The sequence below is a fragment of the Xanthomonas sp. CFBP 8152 genome, assembly GCF_014199025.1.
GTDB classification, from domain to species: Bacteria; Pseudomonadota; Gammaproteobacteria; order Xanthomonadales; family Xanthomonadaceae; genus Xanthomonas; species Xanthomonas arboricola_B.
The window spans coordinates 929841-949267 of the sequence record NZ_JACHNO010000002.1 but is presented as its reverse complement, the minus strand read 5'-3'; the positions used below and the strand labels follow the sequence as shown (position 1 = coordinate 949267).

17 protein-coding genes and 1 pseudogene are annotated in these 19427 nt (G+C 63.3%); 9 read left to right on the top strand and 9 right to left on the bottom strand.

All coding sequences use genetic code 11. The annotated features are described in order from the left end of the window. Positions 1-125 precede the first annotated feature (125 nt). The 3 genes from FHT09_RS11710 to FHT09_RS11700 all read right to left on the bottom strand — a co-directional run bounded on the left by FHT09_RS11710 (position 126) and on the right by FHT09_RS11700 (position 2841). Positions 126-440: a DUF1153 domain-containing protein gene (locus FHT09_RS11710; RefSeq protein WP_053045435.1), complete on the bottom strand. Its 315-nt coding sequence runs from the start codon at positions 438-440 to the stop codon at positions 126-128. Positions 441-706: 266 nt separating this feature from the next. Next, positions 707-1069: an MAPEG family protein gene (locus tag FHT09_RS11705; protein WP_053046325.1), complete on the bottom strand. Its 363-nt coding sequence runs from the start codon at positions 1067-1069 to the stop codon at positions 707-709. A gap of 1130 nt (positions 1070-2199) precedes the next feature. Continuing rightward, entirely contained in the window at positions 2200-2841 is a 642-nt protein-coding gene (locus FHT09_RS11700) for a hypothetical protein (protein WP_144422128.1), read from the bottom strand. A gap of 764 nt (positions 2842-3605) precedes the next feature. On the opposite strand from FHT09_RS11700, the gene FHT09_RS11695 reads away from it, so the two are divergent. Beyond that, entirely contained in the window at positions 3606-3827 is a 222-nt protein-coding gene (locus FHT09_RS11695; protein WP_080995662.1) for a SymE family type I addiction module toxin, read from the top strand. A 62-nt stretch (positions 3828-3889) separates the two neighbouring features. Here the strand turns inward: FHT09_RS11695 and FHT09_RS20300 are convergent, their stop codons facing one another. Beyond that, positions 3890-4117 (bottom strand): GrlR family regulatory protein, encoded by a 228-nt coding sequence (locus tag FHT09_RS20300; RefSeq protein ID WP_258077301.1) that lies wholly within the window; start codon positions 4115-4117, stop codon positions 3890-3892. A 246-nt stretch (positions 4118-4363) separates the two neighbouring features. Here FHT09_RS20300 and FHT09_RS11685 point away from each other — a divergent pair, with 246 nt between their 5' ends. Continuing rightward, positions 4364-5326: an IS5 family transposase gene (locus FHT09_RS11685; protein WP_053045463.1), complete on the top strand. Its 963-nt coding sequence runs from the start codon at positions 4364-4366 to the stop codon at positions 5324-5326. Between the two features lie 221 nt (positions 5327-5547). Here the strand turns inward: FHT09_RS11685 and FHT09_RS11680 are convergent, their stop codons facing one another. The 3 genes and pseudogenes from FHT09_RS11680 to FHT09_RS11670 all read right to left on the bottom strand — a co-directional run bounded on the left by FHT09_RS11680 (position 5548) and on the right by FHT09_RS11670 (position 8750). Further along, positions 5548-6897 carry a serine hydrolase domain-containing protein gene (locus FHT09_RS11680; RefSeq protein ID WP_053046037.1) on the bottom strand — a complete coding sequence of 450 codons (1350 nt, stop codon included), beginning with the start codon at positions 6895-6897 and terminating at the stop codon, positions 5548-5550. A 428-nt stretch (positions 6898-7325) separates the two neighbouring features. Beyond that, positions 7326-7451, bottom strand: a pseudogene (locus FHT09_RS11675) (SymE family type I addiction module toxin); the annotation flags it as partial. A gap of 315 nt (positions 7452-7766) precedes the next feature. Then, positions 7767-8750 (bottom strand): IS5 family transposase, encoded by a 984-nt coding sequence (locus FHT09_RS11670; protein ID WP_053046035.1) that lies wholly within the window; start codon positions 8748-8750, stop codon positions 7767-7769. A gap of 171 nt (positions 8751-8921) precedes the next feature. Between FHT09_RS11670 and FHT09_RS20295 the strand changes: the two genes are divergently transcribed. After that, the gene (locus FHT09_RS20295) at positions 8922-9155 is read left to right on the top strand and encodes a phage integrase N-terminal SAM-like domain-containing protein (protein ID WP_258077299.1); all 234 of its coding nucleotides are present in this window, start codon (positions 8922-8924) and stop codon (positions 9153-9155) included. Between the two features lie 278 nt (positions 9156-9433). Here the strand turns inward: FHT09_RS20295 and ilvD are convergent, their stop codons facing one another. Beyond that, entirely contained in the window at positions 9434-11272 is a 1839-nt protein-coding gene (gene ilvD / locus FHT09_RS11660; protein ID WP_104607477.1) for a dihydroxy-acid dehydratase, read from the bottom strand. A gap of 405 nt (positions 11273-11677) precedes the next feature. On the opposite strand from ilvD, the gene FHT09_RS11655 reads away from it, so the two are divergent. Together FHT09_RS11655 and FHT09_RS11650 are read left to right on the top strand one after the other, a co-directional pair. Further along, positions 11678-13045 carry a cellulase family glycosylhydrolase gene (locus tag FHT09_RS11655; RefSeq protein WP_104607476.1) on the top strand — a complete coding sequence of 456 codons (1368 nt, stop codon included), beginning with the start codon at positions 11678-11680 and terminating at the stop codon, positions 13043-13045. Positions 13046-13090: 45 nt separating this feature from the next. Beyond that, the gene (locus FHT09_RS11650) at positions 13091-13357 is read left to right on the top strand and encodes a YkgJ family cysteine cluster protein (protein ID WP_080959949.1); all 267 of its coding nucleotides are present in this window, start codon (positions 13091-13093) and stop codon (positions 13355-13357) included. A gap of 225 nt (positions 13358-13582) precedes the next feature. On the opposite strand, the gene FHT09_RS11645 is transcribed toward FHT09_RS11650, so the two are convergent. Continuing rightward, positions 13583-14128, bottom strand: coding sequence for a gamma carbonic anhydrase family protein (locus FHT09_RS11645; RefSeq protein ID WP_184416960.1), 546 nt, complete (start codon positions 14126-14128; stop codon positions 13583-13585). A gap of 1009 nt (positions 14129-15137) precedes the next feature. On the opposite strand from FHT09_RS11645, the gene FHT09_RS11640 reads away from it, so the two are divergent. The 4 genes from FHT09_RS11640 (at position 15138) to FHT09_RS11625 (ending at position 19412) form a co-directional block, all read left to right on the top strand. Then, on the top strand, positions 15138-16382 hold the full coding sequence (locus tag FHT09_RS11640) for an HD-GYP domain-containing protein (RefSeq protein WP_104607478.1): 1245 nt from the start codon (positions 15138-15140) through the stop codon (positions 16380-16382). A gap of 596 nt (positions 16383-16978) precedes the next feature. After that, complete coding sequence (locus FHT09_RS11635) at positions 16979-17461, top strand: MarR family transcriptional regulator (RefSeq protein ID WP_104607475.1); 483 nt, start codon at positions 16979-16981, stop codon at positions 17459-17461. Between the two features lie 208 nt (positions 17462-17669). Further along, a complete protein-coding gene (locus FHT09_RS11630; RefSeq protein WP_104607474.1) occupies positions 17670-18611 on the top strand; it encodes a transporter in 942 nt (313 codons plus the stop codon). A gap of 33 nt (positions 18612-18644) precedes the next feature. Further along, entirely contained in the window at positions 18645-19412 is a 768-nt protein-coding gene (locus FHT09_RS11625; protein WP_104607473.1) for a coniferyl-alcohol dehydrogenase, read from the top strand. The last annotated feature ends 15 nt before the right edge of the window (positions 19413-19427 follow it).

Here is a 19427-nt window from a genome sequence, read left to right as displayed (position 1 = left end):
CACCCGTGACGGCGCTTTTGTTGGCTTGTAATACACGGTCCGCCTGGACACACCGAACCACTGGCAGAGCTTGGCCATCGACACCACGAAACCATCCTCCTTCAGTCCCTGCTGGATCGAGAGCATCAGCTCTCGTCCTTGCCCAGCAGGGAGGCCAGTTTTTTTCGTGCGCGGATCTCCAGCATGGCCTCGCCATAGGCTTCCTGCAGGTCCTTCATTTGCCGCTCGTACTGCTCACGAACGTCCTCGGGCTTGGCCCGCAGCGCGTTCTCCATGCCGCGCTTGCCGTCCTCTACCCAGCTTTCGATCTCTGCCGGGGCCAGATCGAACCGGCGGCTGGCCGTGGCCACCGTCGTCTTGCCCTGGATGATCTCAAGGACCAGCGCCGACTTGCGCCGGGCCGTCCAGCGCTTGATCTCTTCTTCCATCACTTCGCTCATCGGTGTCTCCTTCGGGGAAAGTAACACCTGAGCAGGAATTCAGTGGGTCATTACAGGACTCTAAACCCGGCCGCTACTCAGGGCGGGGGGACGTCGCAGTCGCCGCATTCCGCCAAGTTGAAGTTGTAAGCCACGACTCCATCGGGAGTGCTGGATGGTACGGCTTGGTGGAGCCAGTTGGAGAAGGACAAAGTTCGGGATTCTGTCATGAGCCCTAACGCCTGAATTAAGCCGACCCGCGAAGCGGGTTCGGCTTGAATGAATTGTTAGCCGGCAACCATGGATGGAAGCAGCATGAGTTGCCAGATCAGAAGTAGCACAGTGGGATAGAACGTAATTGCGAACCCCAGTGCCCTAGCGCTCGCACCGCCACTGTAGGTTGCAAAGAATGTCAGCCTCCCAAGCAAGAAGGCACAAGCGCATGCTGGAACTGCGGCTTGGATACCGGGGCGCGTATTCAGTAGGGCGGCGACGTATACGGGGAGTGCCAACGCTAGCTGCTCCGTCGTATTTTGAAGTAGAGATTGCAGAGTTTTAGCACGACCAGTGCCAACACTCAGCGGGCTGCCGTCAATGTCTGCGGGCGTAAAGAAGCGGTGTTTGGCCATGCGCGCGATAGCTACGAACATTGCCGTGGCAGGCAACAACAAGCTGATGGCTGCGCGATCTGGTGCGTCCCAGCTCAAGAACGCCCGTGATGCTAGGAATACAACGAGCAGAGAAGCGACGAGGCCCGAAGCCATGCCGAGGGCCACTCCTCGCTGCTTTTTATCTAGGTGCGCCATGGGTTCCTTTGCCGGCTAACGGATGAGTTAAGCCGGCTGGCGAAGCCAGTTCGGCTTGAATGAATTGTTAGGCCGATGGTAGGACAAGCTGGACATCGGCACCGATTGACTGCAGAGCATGGCGCATCGGTTGAGCCAGCGTTGCGTCTTGGAGTGGAAGGTCTGTCTCTGTACCGGCGAGCACCGCCTTGACCAAGCGCTTCGCTTGAATGTGGCCAAGTGGCGAGGACTCGCGGAGCATACGAACCAGTATATTGCGAGTGTGCGCGACATCATCTGTCCAAGCTCGCGACCTGTCCCAAGTTGTTACCCGCAGAATAGTGGCATGCATAGACAGCGCCCTACAGTCCGAGATAAGCCGAGTGGCAAAGCCAGTTCGGCTTGATTGAGTTGTTAGGCCCCGAGTGCCGGCTTATCTGTGCTTGGCGCAAGTGCGAGCCCGCTGAGCGACATGTTGTGCTGCTCGCTATCTGTAGCAGTCGAGATCTCGATGTCACCAAGCCCAGATTCCGCTGAGTAGTCCGAAGAGATATGGAAGTGTTGTTCCGGGTCTTGCTGTAAGTCTTGGAGCAACTCAATCAAACGAGAAATCTCTTGGGGTAGCAAGCTAAGTCGCAGCCCATGCCATCCGTTTTTCCAGTCTTCTAGTTCAGCGTGCATGAGTATCTATTCCGGGGCCTAACGCTGGAAATAAGCCGCGTGCCGCAGGCGAGTCGGCTTGATTGACTGGTTAGGCCGAGACGGCCCAACGAAGATAGCCGGCAGGGCTTGCGAGCCAGCAGGCTGATTGTCTTATGCTGCGTCCGATGCAGAGCTTGCCACGTTGACCGTCCGATGAGGTGACCTGCCAAGTGTCAGTTGGCGGATTGGTTGGTGCAAGCGGCGGCGCCATGCCGAAGAAGAAGCCACACGCCTAACGTTTGACATGAGAAGCTCGCTCCGGCTTGCTGGGGCGGGTCTTCTCGATGGAGGGATCAGGCATCTGCGGGACGCGGCGGGAGTGACTTGTTGAGTCGCTCCATGTGCGGTAGCGCCTGCGCAAGGAGCTCAGCCCACTTCTTGTGGGCTTCAAACGCAGACTTGAAGTCGGGTGGATGAGTATCTGAGACTAGCGAGAAGAAGGAGCCACCAGCCATCGTGGCTACCTTCGTGCCAGGCGGAAGCTTAGACGCCCGCGCTCTCATGTCTTCTGAAACAACAGATTGAATTGCGGCGCCGCAGCGGTCCTTGAGTGCTTTTGTAGTGCGTAGTACCTCCGTGTAGACCTTGGTACAGAAATCGTCTACTTCGGCGGGCGTAGGAATCTGGCCTTTGTGAATCACGGCATTGCGAAACTCAACTATCTTCTTGCTCGGCGCGTAGGCTGTGCCAAGGACAAGGCGATGCATCGTGAGAAAGGCACCCAGCTGACGTTCGGACTGGCGAGACATCTCTGAAAATACCGCTTCTATGTCTGATGCTGGCAGCCCTTGATGGATAAGCATCGTCCGCGTGCAGAACTCAAAGAATCGCTCTAGAGCTGCAGAGAAGCTCGCGACTGCTTCCAGCGTGAAACCTGCCGCCAGCGCGGCAGCACCAGACTCAAGCAACACCTCAAACTTGAGGCTCTGAAGCATCAGCATGGAATCGTGCCCACGCGAGCATCTGATGGGCGCTAGCCTGTCCTCGTAGTAGGGCGCAAAGATTGGCTCGAAACTGGGATGTCCGAGTTCTTGCTGGCATGACATGCAGGATGCGAAGACTCGCATGGGGGAGGGCTTCCAGATGCCTAACGCCCGAGATAAGCCGACTGGCGAAGCCAGTTCGGCTTGATTGAGTTGTTAGGCCAACGGTGCTCAAGGCAAGTCGCCGACCTTGCTGGCAAGCCAGCCAACCGATTGTCACGCAATGCGTCCGTTGCAGGGATTGCCAAGTGATCTCTCCGACCAAGCCATCAACCAAGTGTCCGTCAGCCGATGCGCACAAAGCAATCGGATGACCGCAACGAAGAAAATGCCGAGCGCCTAACGCCTGAATTAAGCCGAGCCGCGAAGCGGCTTCGGCTTGAATGAATTGTTAGGTAGATGCGCCTGCAGTCCCCGCGCCGCTACCGCTGGTCAAGCATGCCACAACTAGGCGGACCTCGGGGTTTTCCCGTGCCTTGACTCAAGCGATGGGCAGCGCTAGATTTGACCAAGGTGCTGAACACACCTTCTCTAGGCGGCAGGCCGCGCCCGAAAGCTATGCGGCTTTTTTGTGCCCAGTGTTTTTCTGTGGCCGGGTGGCGCGCAGCCATACAACACCCGAAAGGGGAAAACTGCGGGCCGTCCTAGAGCGGTGTTCAAGCGCCCGGCCGCCCTTCTGAACAGGGGGCGAAATGAACGCACTCTAGGAGAATGAAATGGCTACAAAGCGCAAGCCTTTGCCGAAGACTCGCCTACTGACGGTTGGCTACCATTACTACGAAAGCCAGCATAAGGATGTCGAACTGCGCTACCGACCGAGGCAGGTGCCAGTCTTGCGTCTGAGTGGTGATTGGCTACAAGCGGCGGGGTTGATAGTGGGCCGAAAAGCGCGAGTGAAAGTGACGAAGCGCGGCCTTACGATCATACCGGCGGAATAGGCCGAACAACGCCGCGAGCGGGCGAATACCGCTCGCGGCGTTTTCCACGGGCCTAATGTCAATTAAGCAGCGGCCCCAAGATACTTGCCCCTGATAGTAATTTTAAGCTGTGGCTGACCTGCAACGTGGCCCTGAGCGATGAAGTCATTGGCCGCAGAAGTGTTGCCGCTAAGTTCAAGCGAGAACTCATTTACGGGACCAAAAATGGATTGGGCGGATGGATTCCAACGTTTGATCGTGAGCTTGGAAGTAAATGAGCTGTCACCCTCACTCTTGGTTCCTGAGTAGATGTAGCCAGAGTCACCACCGTTGACACTGCCCCCTTAAAGACAGCGATCCCATCTCCGAACGAACTGGAATTGGAAGAGAAATCTACGTGATAGATACCATCTAACATCACACACCTCCTTTTTTTTGGTATTGCCAGTTGGACACAAAGCTGTCGCAAGAGCTGAGACTCTTGCTGCCTAAGGCAACGCTGATCAAGTTCCAAAGATGCGAGGATAAGTGCTTCGCAGCGATGGTGGTGCAAGCCGATGAAGCAGCAGACCTTGGCAATGTCAGCTGACCAGGGCAACGGGTTTGAACAGTACCGTCGCCCGACGCGGCGCGATGTGTTCCTGGCACGGATGGAGACGCTGGTGCCGTGGGTGGCACTGTGCGCGGTGATCGCCCCGCACTATCCCAGGGCCGGCAAAGGTCGCCATCCAGTTGGCCTGGAGCGGATGCTGCGGATGTACTTCGTCCAGCAGTGGTTCAATCTGGCCGACCAGGCCTGCGAGGAGGCGTTGCTGGACAGCACCGCGCTACGCCGGTTCGTGGGCATCGACCTGGGGCGTGAGCGGGTGCCCGATGCGACCACGCTGCTGAAGTTCCGGCGCTTGCTTGAGACCCACGACCTCGGCGCGGAGCTGTTCTTGCAGGTGAACCAGGAACTGGAGAAGCAGGGTCTGAAGCTGGGCACCGGGACGATCGTGGACGCCACGCTGATTGGCGCGCCCAGTTCGACCAAGAACGTCAAGAAGGAGCGCGATCCGGAGATGCACCAGACCCGCAAAGGCCAGCAGTGGTACTTCGGGATGAAGCTGCACATTGGCGTGGACAGCCGCACGGGCCTGGCCCACAGCGCGGCGGTGACGGCGGCCAACGTGCATGACAAGCATCTGTTGGAAGACCTGCTACATGGCGATGAGCGGCGGGTGTATGGAGATAGTGCCTATGCCAGCCAGAAGACGCTGATCCAGGCGCATGCGCCCAAGGCGAAAGACTTCACCAATCAACGGACCAGGCGAGGCGGCCAGGTTGACGAAGTACAGCGAGGAAAGAACCGCGACAAGTCGCGGATCCGAGCACGGGTCGAGCACGTGTTTGCGGTGATCAAACGGCTGTGGGGCTTCAACAAGGTGCGCTATCGGGGCTTGCAGAAGAACGCGACGCGCAGCTTCGTGGCCTTGGGGCTGGCCAACCTGTACCTGGCGCGCGCAAGGTTGCCCACATGAAGCACAGAGGCCTCCCAACGGAGGCCTCGATCACCGGGATTGCCCTGAATGGGCACAGCGATCTACGCGCCCCATCGTCTATGTGCATCCAACCTCCCCGCGAAACGTGGAAACGGGGCTTGATCAGCGTTGCCTTAACTACTTACGATCCGCAGAAGTCACCCTGCCAAACCGACCGAACCGGATGCGATACGCGGGCGTTTTCGAACGCTTGAAGCAAATCACCGCGCCTGCCTATCGAAGATCGCAACACCGCCTCCCGCGACAATCATCAGGCTTCCCACCTCATGCATTGCTCCACGATTGAATGCGATCTGCAACGTTCCAGCCGGGATGTACGCATCGGGGACCACGAATCGGTTGCTGCTTACGGGCATGAGGGGTCTGCGCTTTCCCTTCACCTGCAACTCCAGTCCATCGGGAGTGCGAAGCACAGCGAGGTCCGGAATATCGAAGCCGGTGTCCAGAATCCCTAGCATCTCGTGGCTTTGGCATGGGCGCCGAAGATATGTGCCGGCAAACTCGTTGAACAAACCCGTAGCGGCTACAGGGCTGATCTTCACCGACCAATCGCCCGTCCAACCCAGCGAGTCGGACACGGCGTTGCGGATCTCATCGCCCAGAACGTCACCGTTTGCGCCGTTGCTGACGATCACCAGGCCGTCGCCACTGTCGAGGTTGCCCTCGATGTAGGCCTTGTAGCTGTCGTTCGCCCCGGCGTGCTGGAAGATTCTGGCATCGCCTTCTCCGGCCAGCCGTGGCCCCAAGCCGAACGTGCCCGGCGAAACCGCCGTCATCATGTCCATCGCCAGCGCTTGCGGCAGAAAGCCATTGGATCTGCGATAACTGGCACAGAGTGCTTCGACCAACCGGGCGAGATCGTCGGCTGACGTCCACAACCCGGAAGGGGCGAGTTCGGGAAAGCTCTGCCAGCCGCGGGGCAAGGCCTCAGGCTTGCCGCTGCTGTCGTGGCCGTGAGCAATGTCGGCGGTGTCCACCGCAGGAGCCGCATCAAACCGGCTGCGGCGCATTTTTAGCGGAGTGAACAAGTACTGGCGGGCCAACGCCCCGAAGGTTTGCCCCATCGCATCCTCCATGACAGCTTGGGCGATCATGTAGCCGCCTCCCGAGTAGCGGGATCGGCTTCCCGCCTGATCAATCCGTTCCAGGGGCTTGTTCAACGCTGGCGATACGCCATTCAATGTCTGTACAAGCGATGGCAACGGTGCGCCGGGCTCGAAATCCTTGAATCCATGGACGTTGAAGCCAGCGGTGTGTGACAGCAGCATTCGTAGGGTGATGTCGCTGGTATCGCCGTCGGGCCCCTTCGGCAAGTGCCAACGGCGCAGCCAGCGATCAACGCCTACATCGAGGTCCAGTTTGCCCAGCGCGACCAGCTTCAGGCAAAGTGTAGCGGTCGCGACCTTGCTCACCGAGCCAACGGAAAACAGGGTGTCGCGCCCAACGGGTGAATCATGTCCGGCCAGTCTTGTCCCGTAGCCTTTCGTAGCCACTGCCTGTCCGTCGCGAAGGACCGCTACGACCACGCCTGGTACGCCGTAATGGGACATGCGTTTTGTGAGCTTCCAGCGCTCGCCCCCCGAATGGACGGTGGGTCGCAGAAGTGATTCGAACGAGGCCCCCGCGGGTTGCATTTGTACTTGCTTGGCGGATGGCCTGCCTAGCAAGGGGAGCGATAGGCTTCCGAGCAGCAGTTGGCGACGATTGATCGCGGGCACAGGTTAGTCTCCATTGACTGGTTGGCAGCGCCCGCCGAAGAGGAATCGAAGAACGTTGGCCCGGTGCCCTAGCCAGCGTCAAAGCAATATCTGTGTCAACCGAGCATACAAGGACGTGATTGTTCCAATCAACGAATGGGTGGTACTCGCTGGATGGATGCCAACGATGCAGTCTTACCCTCTTGACTCGACCGTCCGCTCTTAGCCGAGGCTATGAGAAAACTCTTGGCCCATCTACTCACGAATCGTCATTCAGGCGATCAGGCTCCTTGGCCTCGGCATGGCGCCACAGTCGCCACCAGTTCTCCATCGCGCACGGCGATCTGCAGCTTGCTGCCGATGCTGAAACCCAGCTTTTCCAGCCAATGCCCCTGTCAGCTTACCGCCCATTGGCACGACTAGCCTCCTGAAAAAGCGCGGCCAGGTCCGAGCTGGACATCTTGTTGAGACTGTCATACGCGGGTTTGGTGGCGGACTCGGTCCCAGTACCTTCGCCGTGCAACTCAATGCCGCCGTTACCGTACGGCGTGAGGATAAAGACGAACGAAGTGGCAGGATTGGGCGCACCGGCAGCGACCACTACGGAAGGATGGTCTGATCAACACTACCCAATGACGAGACATGTGACATCGGCACGCTGAGCTGCGCTCAGACGTTGGAATTTCCATCGTTTTCGGTGCTTTTTCGCGCAATTCCCCGGATCACAGGCACATCTCGGCCACGACAGGCAGCAATTGCTTTCGCTTCATGCACAGGTTCGACAGCGCAAACAGCGTCAGCACCTGTGCCGTGTTCTTCGCCAGGCCGCGATAGCGGACCTTGACGTAACCAAACTGGCGTTTGATCACCCGGAACGGATGTTCCACCTTCGCCCGTAGGCTGGCCTTGGCGTGCTCCCAGCGCTTGGTCCACTGCAACTCGCGCGCGTTCTTGACCTGCGTGAGCTTGGACGGCTTCTCTGCAATCAGGTAGCGCAACTTGCGCTTGCGCGCCATCTCCGCACGCTTCTCCAGACCCGTGTAACCGCTATCCCCGCTGAGCGTGTCTTCCTTGCCATGCAGCAGCTTGTGCGCCTGTGTGATATCGGCGACGTTGGCCGCCGTGCACTCCACGTGGTGCACCAATCCGGACACATCGTCTACGCCAATGTGCGCTTTCATCCCGAAGTAATACTGATTGCCCTTCTTGGTCTGGTGCATCTCAGGGTCACGTGCATGGTCGGCATTCTTGGTCGAACTGGGCGCAGCGATCAGCGTCGCATCGACGATCGTTCCCGACCGCAGGCTCTGGCCCTTGCGCGCCAGATGCGCGTTGACGGCCTCCAGCATTCGTGCGGCGAAGCCATGGGTCTCCAGCAGGCGCCGAAAGTTGAGAATCGTGGTCTCGTCGGGAATGTCGTCCAAGCCACCGAGCTGGGCAAAGCGCCGCAAGGTCGGAATCTCGTGCAGCGCTTCTTCCATCGCCGGATCGCTCAACGCATACCACTGCTGCAGCAGATGAATCCGCAACATCGTCGCCAGTACGTACGGCTGCCGACCCGGCCGCCCCGACACCGGATAGTGCGGTGCGATCAGCGCAAGCAACTGCTTCCACGGCACCACCTTCTCCATCTCACTCAGGAAGATCTCGCGGCGGGTCTGCTTGCGCTTGCCCAGGCCCTCAGCGTCACCGAACGTCAGTTGCATGGATCACTCCTCAACGTAGGTGTGTAGTGTCGCGCATCTGGGGGGCGTTGTTCAGAGGTTCCGGAACGGCCATCAGTGCAGCCATACACCAGCCAGTCATTGCCTCCGAACTGCTTCAATGCCGGTCCAATGTTGCATTGAAGCGCGGGTCTGCGTACCGAGCAGGCGTATGTGGGCTGGATCCGACGCTTCATTCTGGCCAACGGCAAACGGCATCCAGTACAGATGCGGCGGGCAGAGGTCGAGGTGCTTCTCACCAAACGGGCGACGCGCGGCCAGGTGTCGGCCGGCACGCAGAATCAGGCGCTGGCGGCACTGCTGTTTCTGTATCGCGAGGTCCGGGCGTGCGGTTGCCCTGGATGCAGAATCTGGTGCGCGCCAAGCTGCCGCTGCGCATTCCAGTAGTGCTCTCGGCCGAGGATGTCGCGCGCACCATGCAGGAGCTGTTGGGCCACAAGGATGTGGCAACCACGTAGATCTACACGCATGTGCTCGGGCGCGGTGCGTCTGCGGTGCGCAGCCCGCTGGATGGGCTGCGCATCGGCGGTGGGTGACGCTGCGGGCAAGCAAAGCCAACCCGCTGTGGCGTTTGCGGTCAGGCGTTGGGACTGAAAGGCCTTCCACAGTCCGATGCCCGGATACGATGAAGAGCGCTAAGAATCCGCGGTCTTCATGGCAATGCTTCAGCCGTCCAGCATCGCCCTGTCCCGCACCGCACCCTTATCCGCACTGGTCGCCAGCAACGCGTACGCCTTCAACGCCGTGGTGACCTTGCGCGGGCGCACTTCCACCGGCTTCCAGCCCTTGGCATCCTGCTCTGCGCGACGAAGAGCAAGTTCCTCGTCCGAGATCAGCAGATTGATCGAGCGGTTGGGAATGTCGATCAGGATCTTGTCGCCGTCGCGCACCAGGCCGATCGCGCCGCCCGCAGCGGCCTCCGGCGAGGCGTGGCCGATCGACAGGCCCGAGGTGCCGCCGGAGAAGCGGCCGTCGGTGAGCAGGGCGCACTGCTTGCCCAGGCCCTTGGATTTGAGATAGCTGGTGGGGTAGAGCATTTCCTGCATGCCGGGTCCGCCCTTGGGGCCTTCGTAGCGGATCACCACGATATCGCCGGCTTTCACTTCATCGGCGAGGATGCCCTTGACCGCCGAATCCTGGCTCTCAAAGACGCGGGCATTGCCCTCGAACACGTGGATGGATTCGTCCACGCCTGCGGTCTTCACCACGCAGCCGTCGCGGGCGATATTGCCGTACAGCACGGCCAGGCCGCCTTCCTGCGAGAACGCGTGCGCGACATCGCGGATGCAGCCTTCGCTGCGGTCCGTGTCCAGGCTGTCCCAGCGCGTGGCCTGGCTGAAGGCAATCTGCGTGGGGATGCCGGCCGGGCCGGCCTTGTAGAACGTGTGCACGGCCTCCGCGTCGGTCTGGGTGACATCCCATTGCGCGATGGCATCGGCCAGCGTGCGTGCGTGCACCGTGGCCGCGTTGGTATGCAGCAGCCCGCCACGCGCCAGCTCGCCGAGGATGGCCATGATGCCGCCGGCGCGGTGTACGTCTTCGATGTGGTACTTGGGCGTGTTCGGCGCGACCTTGCACAGCTGCGGCACGCGCTTGGACAGGCGGTCGATATCGCGCATGCCGAACGGCACGTCGCCTTCCTGCGCGGCGGCGAGCAGATGCAGGATGGTGTTGGTCGAGCCGCCCATCGCAATGTCCAGCGTCATCGCGTTTTCGAAGGCTTCGAAGGTGGCGATGCCGCGCGGCAGGGCGGTGGGATCTTCGCCACCATACCAGCGGTGGCACAGTTCCACCGCCACGCGCCCGGCGCGCAGGAACAGCTGCTCGCGGTCGGCGTGCGTGGCCACCACGGTACCGTTGCCCGGCAGCGACAGGCCCAGCGCTTCGGTCAGGCAGTTCATCGAGTTGGCGGTGAACATGCCCGAGCACGAGCCGCAGGTGGGGCAGGCGCTGCGCTCGAACTCGGCCACCTTTTCGTCGGAGGCGCTGTCGTCGGCGGCGATCACCATCGCGTCGATCAGGTCGAGCTTGTGTTCGGCCAGCTTGGTCTTGCCGGCTTCCATCGGCCCGCCGGAGACGAACACGGTGGGGATGTTGAGCCGCAGCGCGGCCATCAACATGCCGGGGGTGATCTTGTCGCAATTGGAAATGCACACCAGCGCGTCGGCGCAATGCGCGTTGACCATGTATTCGACCGAGTCGGCGATGATCTCGCGGCTGGGCAGCGAATACAGCATGCCGTCGTGACCCATGGCGATGCCGTCGTCCACGGCGATGGTGTCGAACTCCTTGGCCACGCCGCCGACGCGTTCGATCTCGCGCGCGACCAGCTGGCCGAGATCCTTCAGGTGCACGTGCCCGGGCACGAACTGCGTAAACGAGTTGGCGATGGCGATGATGGGCTTGTGGAAGTCGCCATCGCGCATGCCGGTGGCGCGCCACAGTGCGCGGGCGCCGGCCATGTTGCGGCCGTGGGTGGAGGTCTTGGAGCGGTACTCGGGCATGGCGAATTCAGCGGTGATCGGCGAGCGGTGGCTGGCAATTAGACCGCGTCGTGACTGTTGCTGCTGCAACGGTCGCGGCGCGCTCCGGTGATCCGGCACGGTAGCACGCGAGCGATGGCACGCCGTGCCGGTGGGGAGGGCGCGGGCAGGGCGCGCATTGCACAGGCAGCGCCGGAGCGTTCGCCGGCACGGCGCTCGAACACGCGCCTCCCGCACGCGGCGCCCGCTCGTCGGCGTGGCATGTAATGCGATGTAAACGTATGCGGGGTTGCATGCAGTGCCCGGAGTGCAAACCGGAGCGCAGATCGCGCCGCTGCCACACCTGCACCATCGCCGTCAGACCGGTGCGGCAGAGGGGAGCACCACCGCCAAGGATCTCCACCAACGGCACCGCAGGAGGCGCCCATGTCCGACCATCCACACCCACGCCGCACGGCACCGGCAGCCTCGCACCCCATCGACCAGACGCCGGCAGCAATAGCCGGCATCACCCGCCGTCGCGTGCTGCAGGGCGCAGCCGGCGCGGTGGCACTGGCTGGCCTCGGGTGGGGCGGCCGCGCGGCTGCGCAGAGCGCCACCCTGCCGTTCGCGGGCCTGAACCTGTCGGGCCTGGCCTCCAACAGCTATGTGGAGAATGCGGAGATCGGCACGCACTACCGCGCCATTACCGCACAGCACGTGGCTGCCGCCGGCGCCTGCCCGCTGTTCCGGCTGCCGACCACCGCCGCGCGCTTCACGCGGGGGCAGGGCCTGGCCTTGAACGAGACCTACTGCAGCCAGGTCCAGGATGCGCTGGACCACATCGCCGCCCGCGGCAAGCGCGCCATCGTGGAGCTGCACGACTCCATGCGCCTGCCGCAGCGGGTGGCCGTCAAGTCGGGCTATCGGCGCGACGCCAGCGGCGCGCTTGTGGATGCGCGCGGCAACCGCATCGACGATGCGGCGGCCGCCGCGGTCTGGGCCGACACCTATCCGCTGCGCAACTTCGGCTACCAGGGCTATTTCGATCGCCGCGACGGGCTGCTCAAGCTGTACGAGTACCGCGTGATCGGCACGCCGGGGTGCACGCTCTACAACGCGTCCGGCCTGCCCGACCTGTGGGCACGCATCGTCAACCGGTTCCGGCAGCACCCGGCGGTGTTCGGCTGGGGCGTGATGAACGAGCCCTATCAGGGCGACGAGCGCGCCGCCGACGGCAGCGTGCTGTCGATGGCGGCGCACTGGCAGAACACCGCCACCGCGTGCTGCAAGACCATCATCGATCGCGACCGCGACCACTTCGTGTTCGTGTGCGGCAACGGCTATGCCAGTGCCCGGCTCTGGCAGAAGGATTCGATGGGCCTGTTCGACATCCCCGATCCCTACAACCGCATCGTCTACGAAGCGCACAACTATCTGGACAACAACGGGGCTGGCGGCGGCAACTGGGTCGGACCGGGCGGGCGCAACGAAGTGATCCAGCCCGATACCGGCATCACGATGGTGACGCCCTTCATCGACGCCCTGCGGGATGCCGGCAAGCGCGGTTATCTCGGCGAGCACGGCTACCCGGCCGGCAACCGCAGCGCGGAGGTCGCCACCACGCGCATGCTGGCCCATCTGCAGGCGAACAATATCCCCAGCACGCAATGGTGCTTCGGCCCCGGCTGGCCGGATGACGACGTGCTCGGCATGAGCCGCGACGTGGGCGCAGACATCCAGGCCAAGAGCAATCTCGCTGCCGTGCAGGCCTTTTTCGACGTGCGCCTGTCCAGCTACATCCCGCCGCGCTAGCCACGCTGCCGCTGCCGGCAGGTGGCGGCGGTTTACACTGGCGGCATGCGCAAGAACATCCCGTGCCGCGCCGGCTGCGCGGCCTGCTGCATCGCGCCGTCGATCAGTTCGGCCATCCCCGGCATGCCGCAAGGCAAGCCGGCCGGCGTACCCTGCGTGCAGCTCGACGGCCAGGGCCGTTGTCGCCTGTTCGGGTTGCCGACGCGGCCGGCGGTGTGCGCCAGCCTGCGTCCGTCCGAGGACATGTGCGGTGCATCGCGCGCCCAGGCGCTGGCCACGTTGACGGCACTGGAGCATGCCACGCGGCCGTGAGCCGCGGCAGGTCACCGGCGCCCCTGACTGGCGCCACGTGAATTGCGCCTGGCTGCGGGTCCGCGCTGCCAGGGCGGCGCGGCCTGCCACGTGTTCCTGCCGTCACCTCTGCCCGCCTGCGTGCCCGCCGCGTCATGCAAGGGGCGTATGCGGCAGGCGCATGGCGGCGCATCCGTATCGCACGATGCCGATGCCGGTCTGCAGCCGTAGCGCAGGGACAAGGATTCAGTCGGTGCTGGAGAGGCCCAGGTACTGGTCCTTGAGCCGCACATAATGCTGCGCCGAATAATGCAGGCTCTCGATTTCCTTGTCGCTGAGCGTGCGGGCCAGCCGTGCGGGATTGCCCAGCCACAACTCGCCTTCGCCGACGATCTTGCCCGGGCCGACGACCGCCCCGGCGCCGACAAAGCCGTAGCGCTTGACGGTGGCGCCGTCGAGCACGCAGGCGCCCATGCCGATCAGGCACAGGTCTTCGATGCTGCAGGCATGCAGGATGGTGCCGTGGCCGACCGTGACGTCGGCGCCGATCACGGTCGGGTAGCCGGCCTTGTTGAACGGGCTGTGGTGGCTGACGTGGATGATGGTGCCGTCCTGCACGTTGGTGCGTGCGCCGATCTGCACATGATTGACGTCGCCGCGAATCACCGTGCCCGGCCACACCGACACGTCATCGCCCAGGCTCACCTTGCCGATGATGGTGCAGGCAGGATCGACATAGACGCGTGCGCCCAGTTGCGGGGTATGTTCCAGGAACGAGCGAATCGGGGTCACGATGATCTCCGGCATGTCGGCGGGCCGCCCGGTGCGGGGCACTGCCTGCATGATAGCGGGCGAGCGCCGGCACGCGGGAGGCGCTGGCGTGGCAGTGGAACCATCTGGCTGTGGCCCTGCATGACGCAGCGGCCCAGCATGCTGGAACAGCCGGCTCCAGAATATGTGAGGCTACGCCTGCACTTTCGCTGCAGCTTCGAATGGATCGCGTTGCAGCACTGCGCGCGTGGCGGTTTGCAGTCATACGCATCCAGCGGCGTTCAACGCACTGCCGCCAACAGTTATATGCCGTTGAACGACGCGCAAGGTCGATCGCTTCCGCGCAGGCAATGCGCACACCGCAAATGCCGCTGCGCAGACAGGTCGACGAATGCGTGGAGAGCCGGGCGAAGCGCTCTGCCGGCTTGCCCGACAAGCGCACAGCCATGCATGCCGCTGTCTTGAACGCCCCTGCGATCGGCCTAGAGTGCCGGTGCGGTTTTGCAAGACGGTGGTCGTTGTTGCGTTGCAGTGCCGATGCACTGTCGAAGGCCGTCGCAGTTGCGAGCGTGCTTGCGTCTTGATCGTGGTGGCGCTGCGTGGTCGCGTGGTCACGCGTGAGGCTGCCAATGCCGTTGCGCTTCCTGCACCAGCATCATCCGTTGACCCAGCGCGCCATGACACCTGCAAGTTCGTGCTGGAGTGCATCACGCCGTTTCAAGTAGAGAATGGGCGATCGGGGTGGGCCGCTTCGGCGCGATCGCCTCGCCGCTGTGCGGGGGGCGTACTGGTGGACGCTGGCCGGTTGCCGGCGGCCCCGGATCTGGCCTGCAGTGTGTCGCCGATGCGTGCGGCCATCGCCGTGTCGGGTATGCGCCAGCCGGTGCGCTGAACTGCTCGGCCGGCGGTCGTCGCATGGCGCTAGCGAAGTCGCCCTTACCAAAGAAATCCCGCGCACTGCCGATAACCCGACAGACCCTCCATCGTCATGGCGGGCTCTTCCGCGGACCCTTTGCAGATCAGCGCCGGCATGCTCAGAACCATCGACTCAGATCAACTCCGCCCCGGCATGTATGTCTACAAGCTGCTGGGCGCGTGGGTGCACCATCCGTTCTGGAAGACCTCGTTCCTGGTCGATTCGGATGACGTGGACAAGATCCATGGCAGCCGGATCGAGCAACTGGTGATCGACACCGCGCGTGGGCTGGACCTGGACACGGCAGCGCCGGGCGCACCCGATCCGCAGCCTGAGCCGGAGCAACCGCCGCCGCCGGCACCGGAACCCCCCGAGCCGGCCCCCACCGCGCGCACCGCGCGAACCAATAGCGTCACCGCACAGGTCGGTATCGAGTCCGAAGTGGTGCGCGCGCGCAAGATCTTCGAAGACGGCCGCGACATGGTCGAGGCGATGTTCCGCGATGTGCGGCTGGGACGCACCGTCGACACCGAGGCGGCGATGCCGCTGGTGGAAGCCATCAACGATTCGGTCTTGCGGCATCCGCAGGCCTTGATCAGCGTGGCAAGGCTCAAGACCGCCGACGACTACACCTATCTGCATTCGATGGCCGTGGCCGGCCTGATGAGCGGGCTGGCGCGTCAGCTCGGTCTGCCCGAAGGGCAGGTCGTCGAGGCGGCCATGGGCGGCCTGCTGCACGACATGGGCAAGGCGGTGACGCCGCTGGACATCCTCAACAAGCCCGGCAAGCTCACCGACGAAGAAATGGAGATCATGCGCCAGCACCCGCTGGACGGTCATCGCCTGCTGGTGGCCGGCGGCGTGCAGAACGCGGTGGTGCTGGAGATCGCGCTGCACCATCACGAAAAAATGGACGGCAGCGGCTATCCGAACCGGTTGGCGGGCGAGAACATCGCGCTGATGTCGCGGATGGGCGCGGTGTGCGATGTGTACGACGCCATCAGTTCGGACCGTCCCTACAAGCGTGGTTGGGATCCGGCCGAATCGCTCAAGCGCATGGCGTCGTGGCAGGGACATTTCGATCCGGCAGTGTTCCAGGCCTTCGTACGCCGGCTGGGGATCTATCCGGTCGGCTCGTTGGTGCGGCTGGAGTCGCAGAAACTGGCAGTGGTGATCGAGCAGACCCCCGATGCGCTGCTCAAGCCCAGGGTGCGCGTGTTCTATTCGGCCAAGCTGCGTAGCCATGTGCTGGTGCAGGACATCGACTTGTCGCGCCCGGACTGCCAGGACCGCATCGCGCAGATGGAAAGCCCCACCGACTGGGGTTTCCGCGATCTTGAGAAGCTCTGGCTGCCGTAATCCGTAGTCCGTAATCCGCTGGCCACAGGCCGCGCGCATGCACGCGGCCTACCTGGCGCGGAGATGCGCTGGGCGAGTGGGCTGGGTCCGCAGGCGTCCTCTGGCGACGGCGGCAGCCTTGCCGTCGTAATTGCCACCATCGCTGCCAGGCCCGGCATACCCCGCGCGCACCTGTGCCAGGCTCGCCGGTCACAGGCGGTTGCCGCCACGCCCGCCACGCCCGCCACGCCCATCGGCCCACCTGGTCAACCTGGCGAGCACGACCATGTTGCGCTGCAGCTTGGCAATATAGTTATGATACATAACTATTGTGCAACGCAATCACCTGCCGGCCCCGGACCCCATGCCTCAGCTCTGCCTGGATGACCGTCGCTTCCCACACCTGCCTGCCGTCGCATGCGGCCGCCATGTGCAAGCGCCGGACTGGCGTCAGCCTGTGGCGGCCTGCCTGCACGGCGGTGCCACGCGGTTGGCGGCCACGCCCACATCGGCATGCCTGCGCGCGTCTACAATGCAGCTCATGCCGCGGATCGGCGTTGCGGGCGGCGAGCGTTGCGCGCACCGGTTCGTCCGTTGTCTTCGTTGCGAGAACCGTCATGTCCGTCACTGCCACTGCCACTGCCGCATCGCTGCAGGATGCCGTCACCACGGTGGATCAGGCACGCCTGCTGCGGCTGCTGGGCTACCGCATCACCCGCACCGAGTTGCTGGTACGGCGGATGTTTCAGGACTGCGTGGCTGCGTTCGATCTCAAGCCGGTCGACTTCTCGCTGCTGATGCTGGTGGACGGCAACCCAGGCATCAACCAGCGCCAGATCGGCGACGTGCTGCACGTGTCGGCGCCCAACCTGGCGATCGTGGTGGCACGCCTGGTCAAGCGCCGCCTGCTGCGGCAGGTGCGCGGACGCCAGGACCGACGCATGCAGCATCTGTCGCTGACCAGCGCCGGCGTGGCCCTGCTGAGCGCTGCCGAGGCCGAAGTGCTGCGCATGGAACAGCAGCTCAGCGCGGTGCTGGGCAGCAGCGAGGCGCCGTTGCTGCGCGCACTCGACCGGCTGGGCCGCCTGGACACCGTGTAATCCGCCGCTGCCGTGCAGGCGCACGGCCAGCTTTCCTGTTGACCTGCGCACGCGCCGTTGCCGGCGTGTCGATCGCGCCTGCCTGACCGTTGTTCCGCCGCAGTTCCCGCTGTCCCTCCCAATGCTGGAGATGTTCGCAGTGAGCTATCGATCGGTCCTGTCTGGGTTGTCTTCCCGCGCGTCGGCGCTGCGCCGTGCAGCGCTTGGCATGCTGTCGCTGCTTGCTGCCGGCACGGCCGGCGCACAGAGCCTGCCGCAGAGTACGACGCTGACCAACGGCATCAATACCGGCGGCACCAGCTATCTGGACGGCTTCACCCGCACCACGCCCGGCTGGGCGGTGATCACCTATCTGCGCCAGAGCTCACTGGACGCGATCAAGGATTCCCGCGGCAACGACGTGCCGGTGTTCGACCGCCCACGCATCGATTCCACGCTGCTGCTGACCCAGGTCGCCTATGTCACCCCGTACAAGCTCTTCGGGGGCGCACTGGGCATCAACACGCTGCTGCCGCTGATCAACCTGGATGCTTCGTTCGGGCGCAACAGCATTGCCAGCTTGCGCGACAACGGCGCCGGCGTGGGCGACCTGACCTTCGGCCCGTATCTGCAGATGCTGCCGGTGATCCGCAATGGCAGGCCGGTGTTTTCGCAGCGTTTCGAAATCGATGCGATCGCGCCGATCGGCAAGTTCGACCGCGATCGCGACCTCAATCAGGGCGCCGGCTACTGGTCGCTGGTGCCGCAATATGCGTTCACCGTGTTCCCGATGCCCAACTGGGAAGTCAGCGCACGCATCAACTACATCTACAACTTTCGCAGCGAGCGGCGGCCGAACCTGCCACCGGGCTTCGAGTTCCGCAACGGCCAGGCCGGCGACGCGGGCTGGATCAACGTCGCCACCTCCTGGGAAGTGGTACCCAATATCCGGCTTGGCGTGAATGCCTATTACCTCACCCAGTTCCGCGATAACCGCACCAATGGGCAACGCGTGGCCGACACCCGCCAGAGCGTGTTCTATGCGGGGCCCGGTGGCGTGTGGCGGATGGATGCCAACAACATGCTGTTTGCCAATGTGTATCTGCCGGTGGAGGTCAAGAACGCCGCCTCCGGCAACAACGTCAACCTGCAGTACGTCCATGTGTTCTAGCGCCGGTACGGCCGGCCTCTTCGGAGAGTGGCAATGAATTTGCAGAACAAGACGATCGTGGTCACCGGCGTGGCATCGGGCATCGGTGCCGAAGTCGCGCGCCTGGCCCGTTTCCATGGCGCCACGGTGATCGGCGTCGATCGCACGCCGGTGCAGATGTCGCTGCACGGGTTCCACCAGGCCGATCTCGGCGACCCGGCGTCCATCGATGCGCTGGTGCAGGCCTTGCCGGCGCGTGTCGATGCGCTGGCCAATGTGGCTGGCGTTCCCGGTACCGCGCCGCTGGAGGCGGTGGCGCGCGTCAACTATCTGGGCCTGCGCCATTTGAGCCAGGCGCTGCTGCCGCGCATGGCGCCCGGCGGTTCCATCATCAATGTGGCCTCCATCCTGGGTGCCGAGTGGCCGCAGCGCCTGGAACTGCACAAGCAACTGGCCGCCACCGACAGCTTTGCGTCTGGCCATGCATGGCTGCAGGCGCATCCGGTGGCGCACGCCACCTGCTACCAGTACTTCAAGGAAGCGCTGATCGTGTGGACGCTGCTGCAGTCGCGGCCCTGGTTCGCCGAGCACGGCGTACGCGTCAACAACGTCTCGCCGGGGCCGGTGTTTACGCCGATTCTTGGCGACTTCGTCAGCATGCTCGGCGAGGAGCGCGTCAAGGAAGATGCCAAGCGCATGACGCGGCCGGCGTATGCCGACGAGGTGGCGGAGGCCATCGTGTTTCTCGCTTCCGATGCGGCGCGCTGGATCAACGGCATCACCCTGCCGGTCGATGGCGGGCTGGCGTCCACCACTCTGTAACACCACCCCCTCAGC

Excerpts from the sequence above, each read along its gene's own strand:
- FHT09_RS11695 (WP_080995662.1), top strand. The coding sequence starts at position 3,606 with ATGGCTACAAAGCGCAAGCCTTTGCCGAAGACTCGCCTACTGACGGTT.
- FHT09_RS11630 (WP_104607474.1), top strand. The coding sequence starts at position 17,670 with ATGCTGTCGCTGCTTGCTGCCGGCACGGCCGGCGCACAGAGCCTGCCG.
- FHT09_RS11710 (WP_053045435.1), bottom strand. The coding sequence starts at position 440 with ATGAGCGAAGTGATGGAAGAAGAGATCAAGCGCTGGACGGCCCGGCGC.
- FHT09_RS11680 (WP_053046037.1), bottom strand. The coding sequence starts at position 6,897 with ATGTCCCATTACGGCGTACCAGGCGTGGTCGTAGCGGTCCTTCGCGAC.
- FHT09_RS11650 (WP_080959949.1), top strand. The coding sequence starts at position 13,091 with ATGCGCAAGAACATCCCGTGCCGCGCCGGCTGCGCGGCCTGCTGCATC.
- FHT09_RS11685 (WP_053045463.1), top strand. The coding sequence starts at position 4,364 with ATGAAGCAGCAGACCTTGGCAATGTCAGCTGACCAGGGCAACGGGTTT.
- ilvD (WP_104607477.1), bottom strand. The coding sequence starts at position 11,272 with ATGCCCGAGTACCGCTCCAAGACCTCCACCCACGGCCGCAACATGGCC.
- FHT09_RS11640 (WP_104607478.1), top strand. The coding sequence starts at position 15,138 with ATGCTCAGAACCATCGACTCAGATCAACTCCGCCCCGGCATGTATGTC.
- FHT09_RS11700 (WP_144422128.1), bottom strand. The coding sequence starts at position 2,841 with ATGCTTCAGAGCCTCAAGTTTGAGGTGTTGCTTGAGTCTGGTGCTGCC.
- FHT09_RS11705 (WP_053046325.1), bottom strand. The coding sequence starts at position 1,069 with ATGTTCGTAGCTATCGCGCGCATGGCCAAACACCGCTTCTTTACGCCC.
- FHT09_RS11670 (WP_053046035.1), bottom strand. The coding sequence starts at position 8,750 with ATGCAACTGACGTTCGGTGACGCTGAGGGCCTGGGCAAGCGCAAGCAG.
- FHT09_RS11625 (WP_104607473.1), top strand. The coding sequence starts at position 18,645 with ATGAATTTGCAGAACAAGACGATCGTGGTCACCGGCGTGGCATCGGGC.
- FHT09_RS11635 (WP_104607475.1), top strand. The coding sequence starts at position 16,979 with ATGTCCGTCACTGCCACTGCCACTGCCGCATCGCTGCAGGATGCCGTC.
- FHT09_RS11655 (WP_104607476.1), top strand. The coding sequence starts at position 11,678 with ATGTCCGACCATCCACACCCACGCCGCACGGCACCGGCAGCCTCGCAC.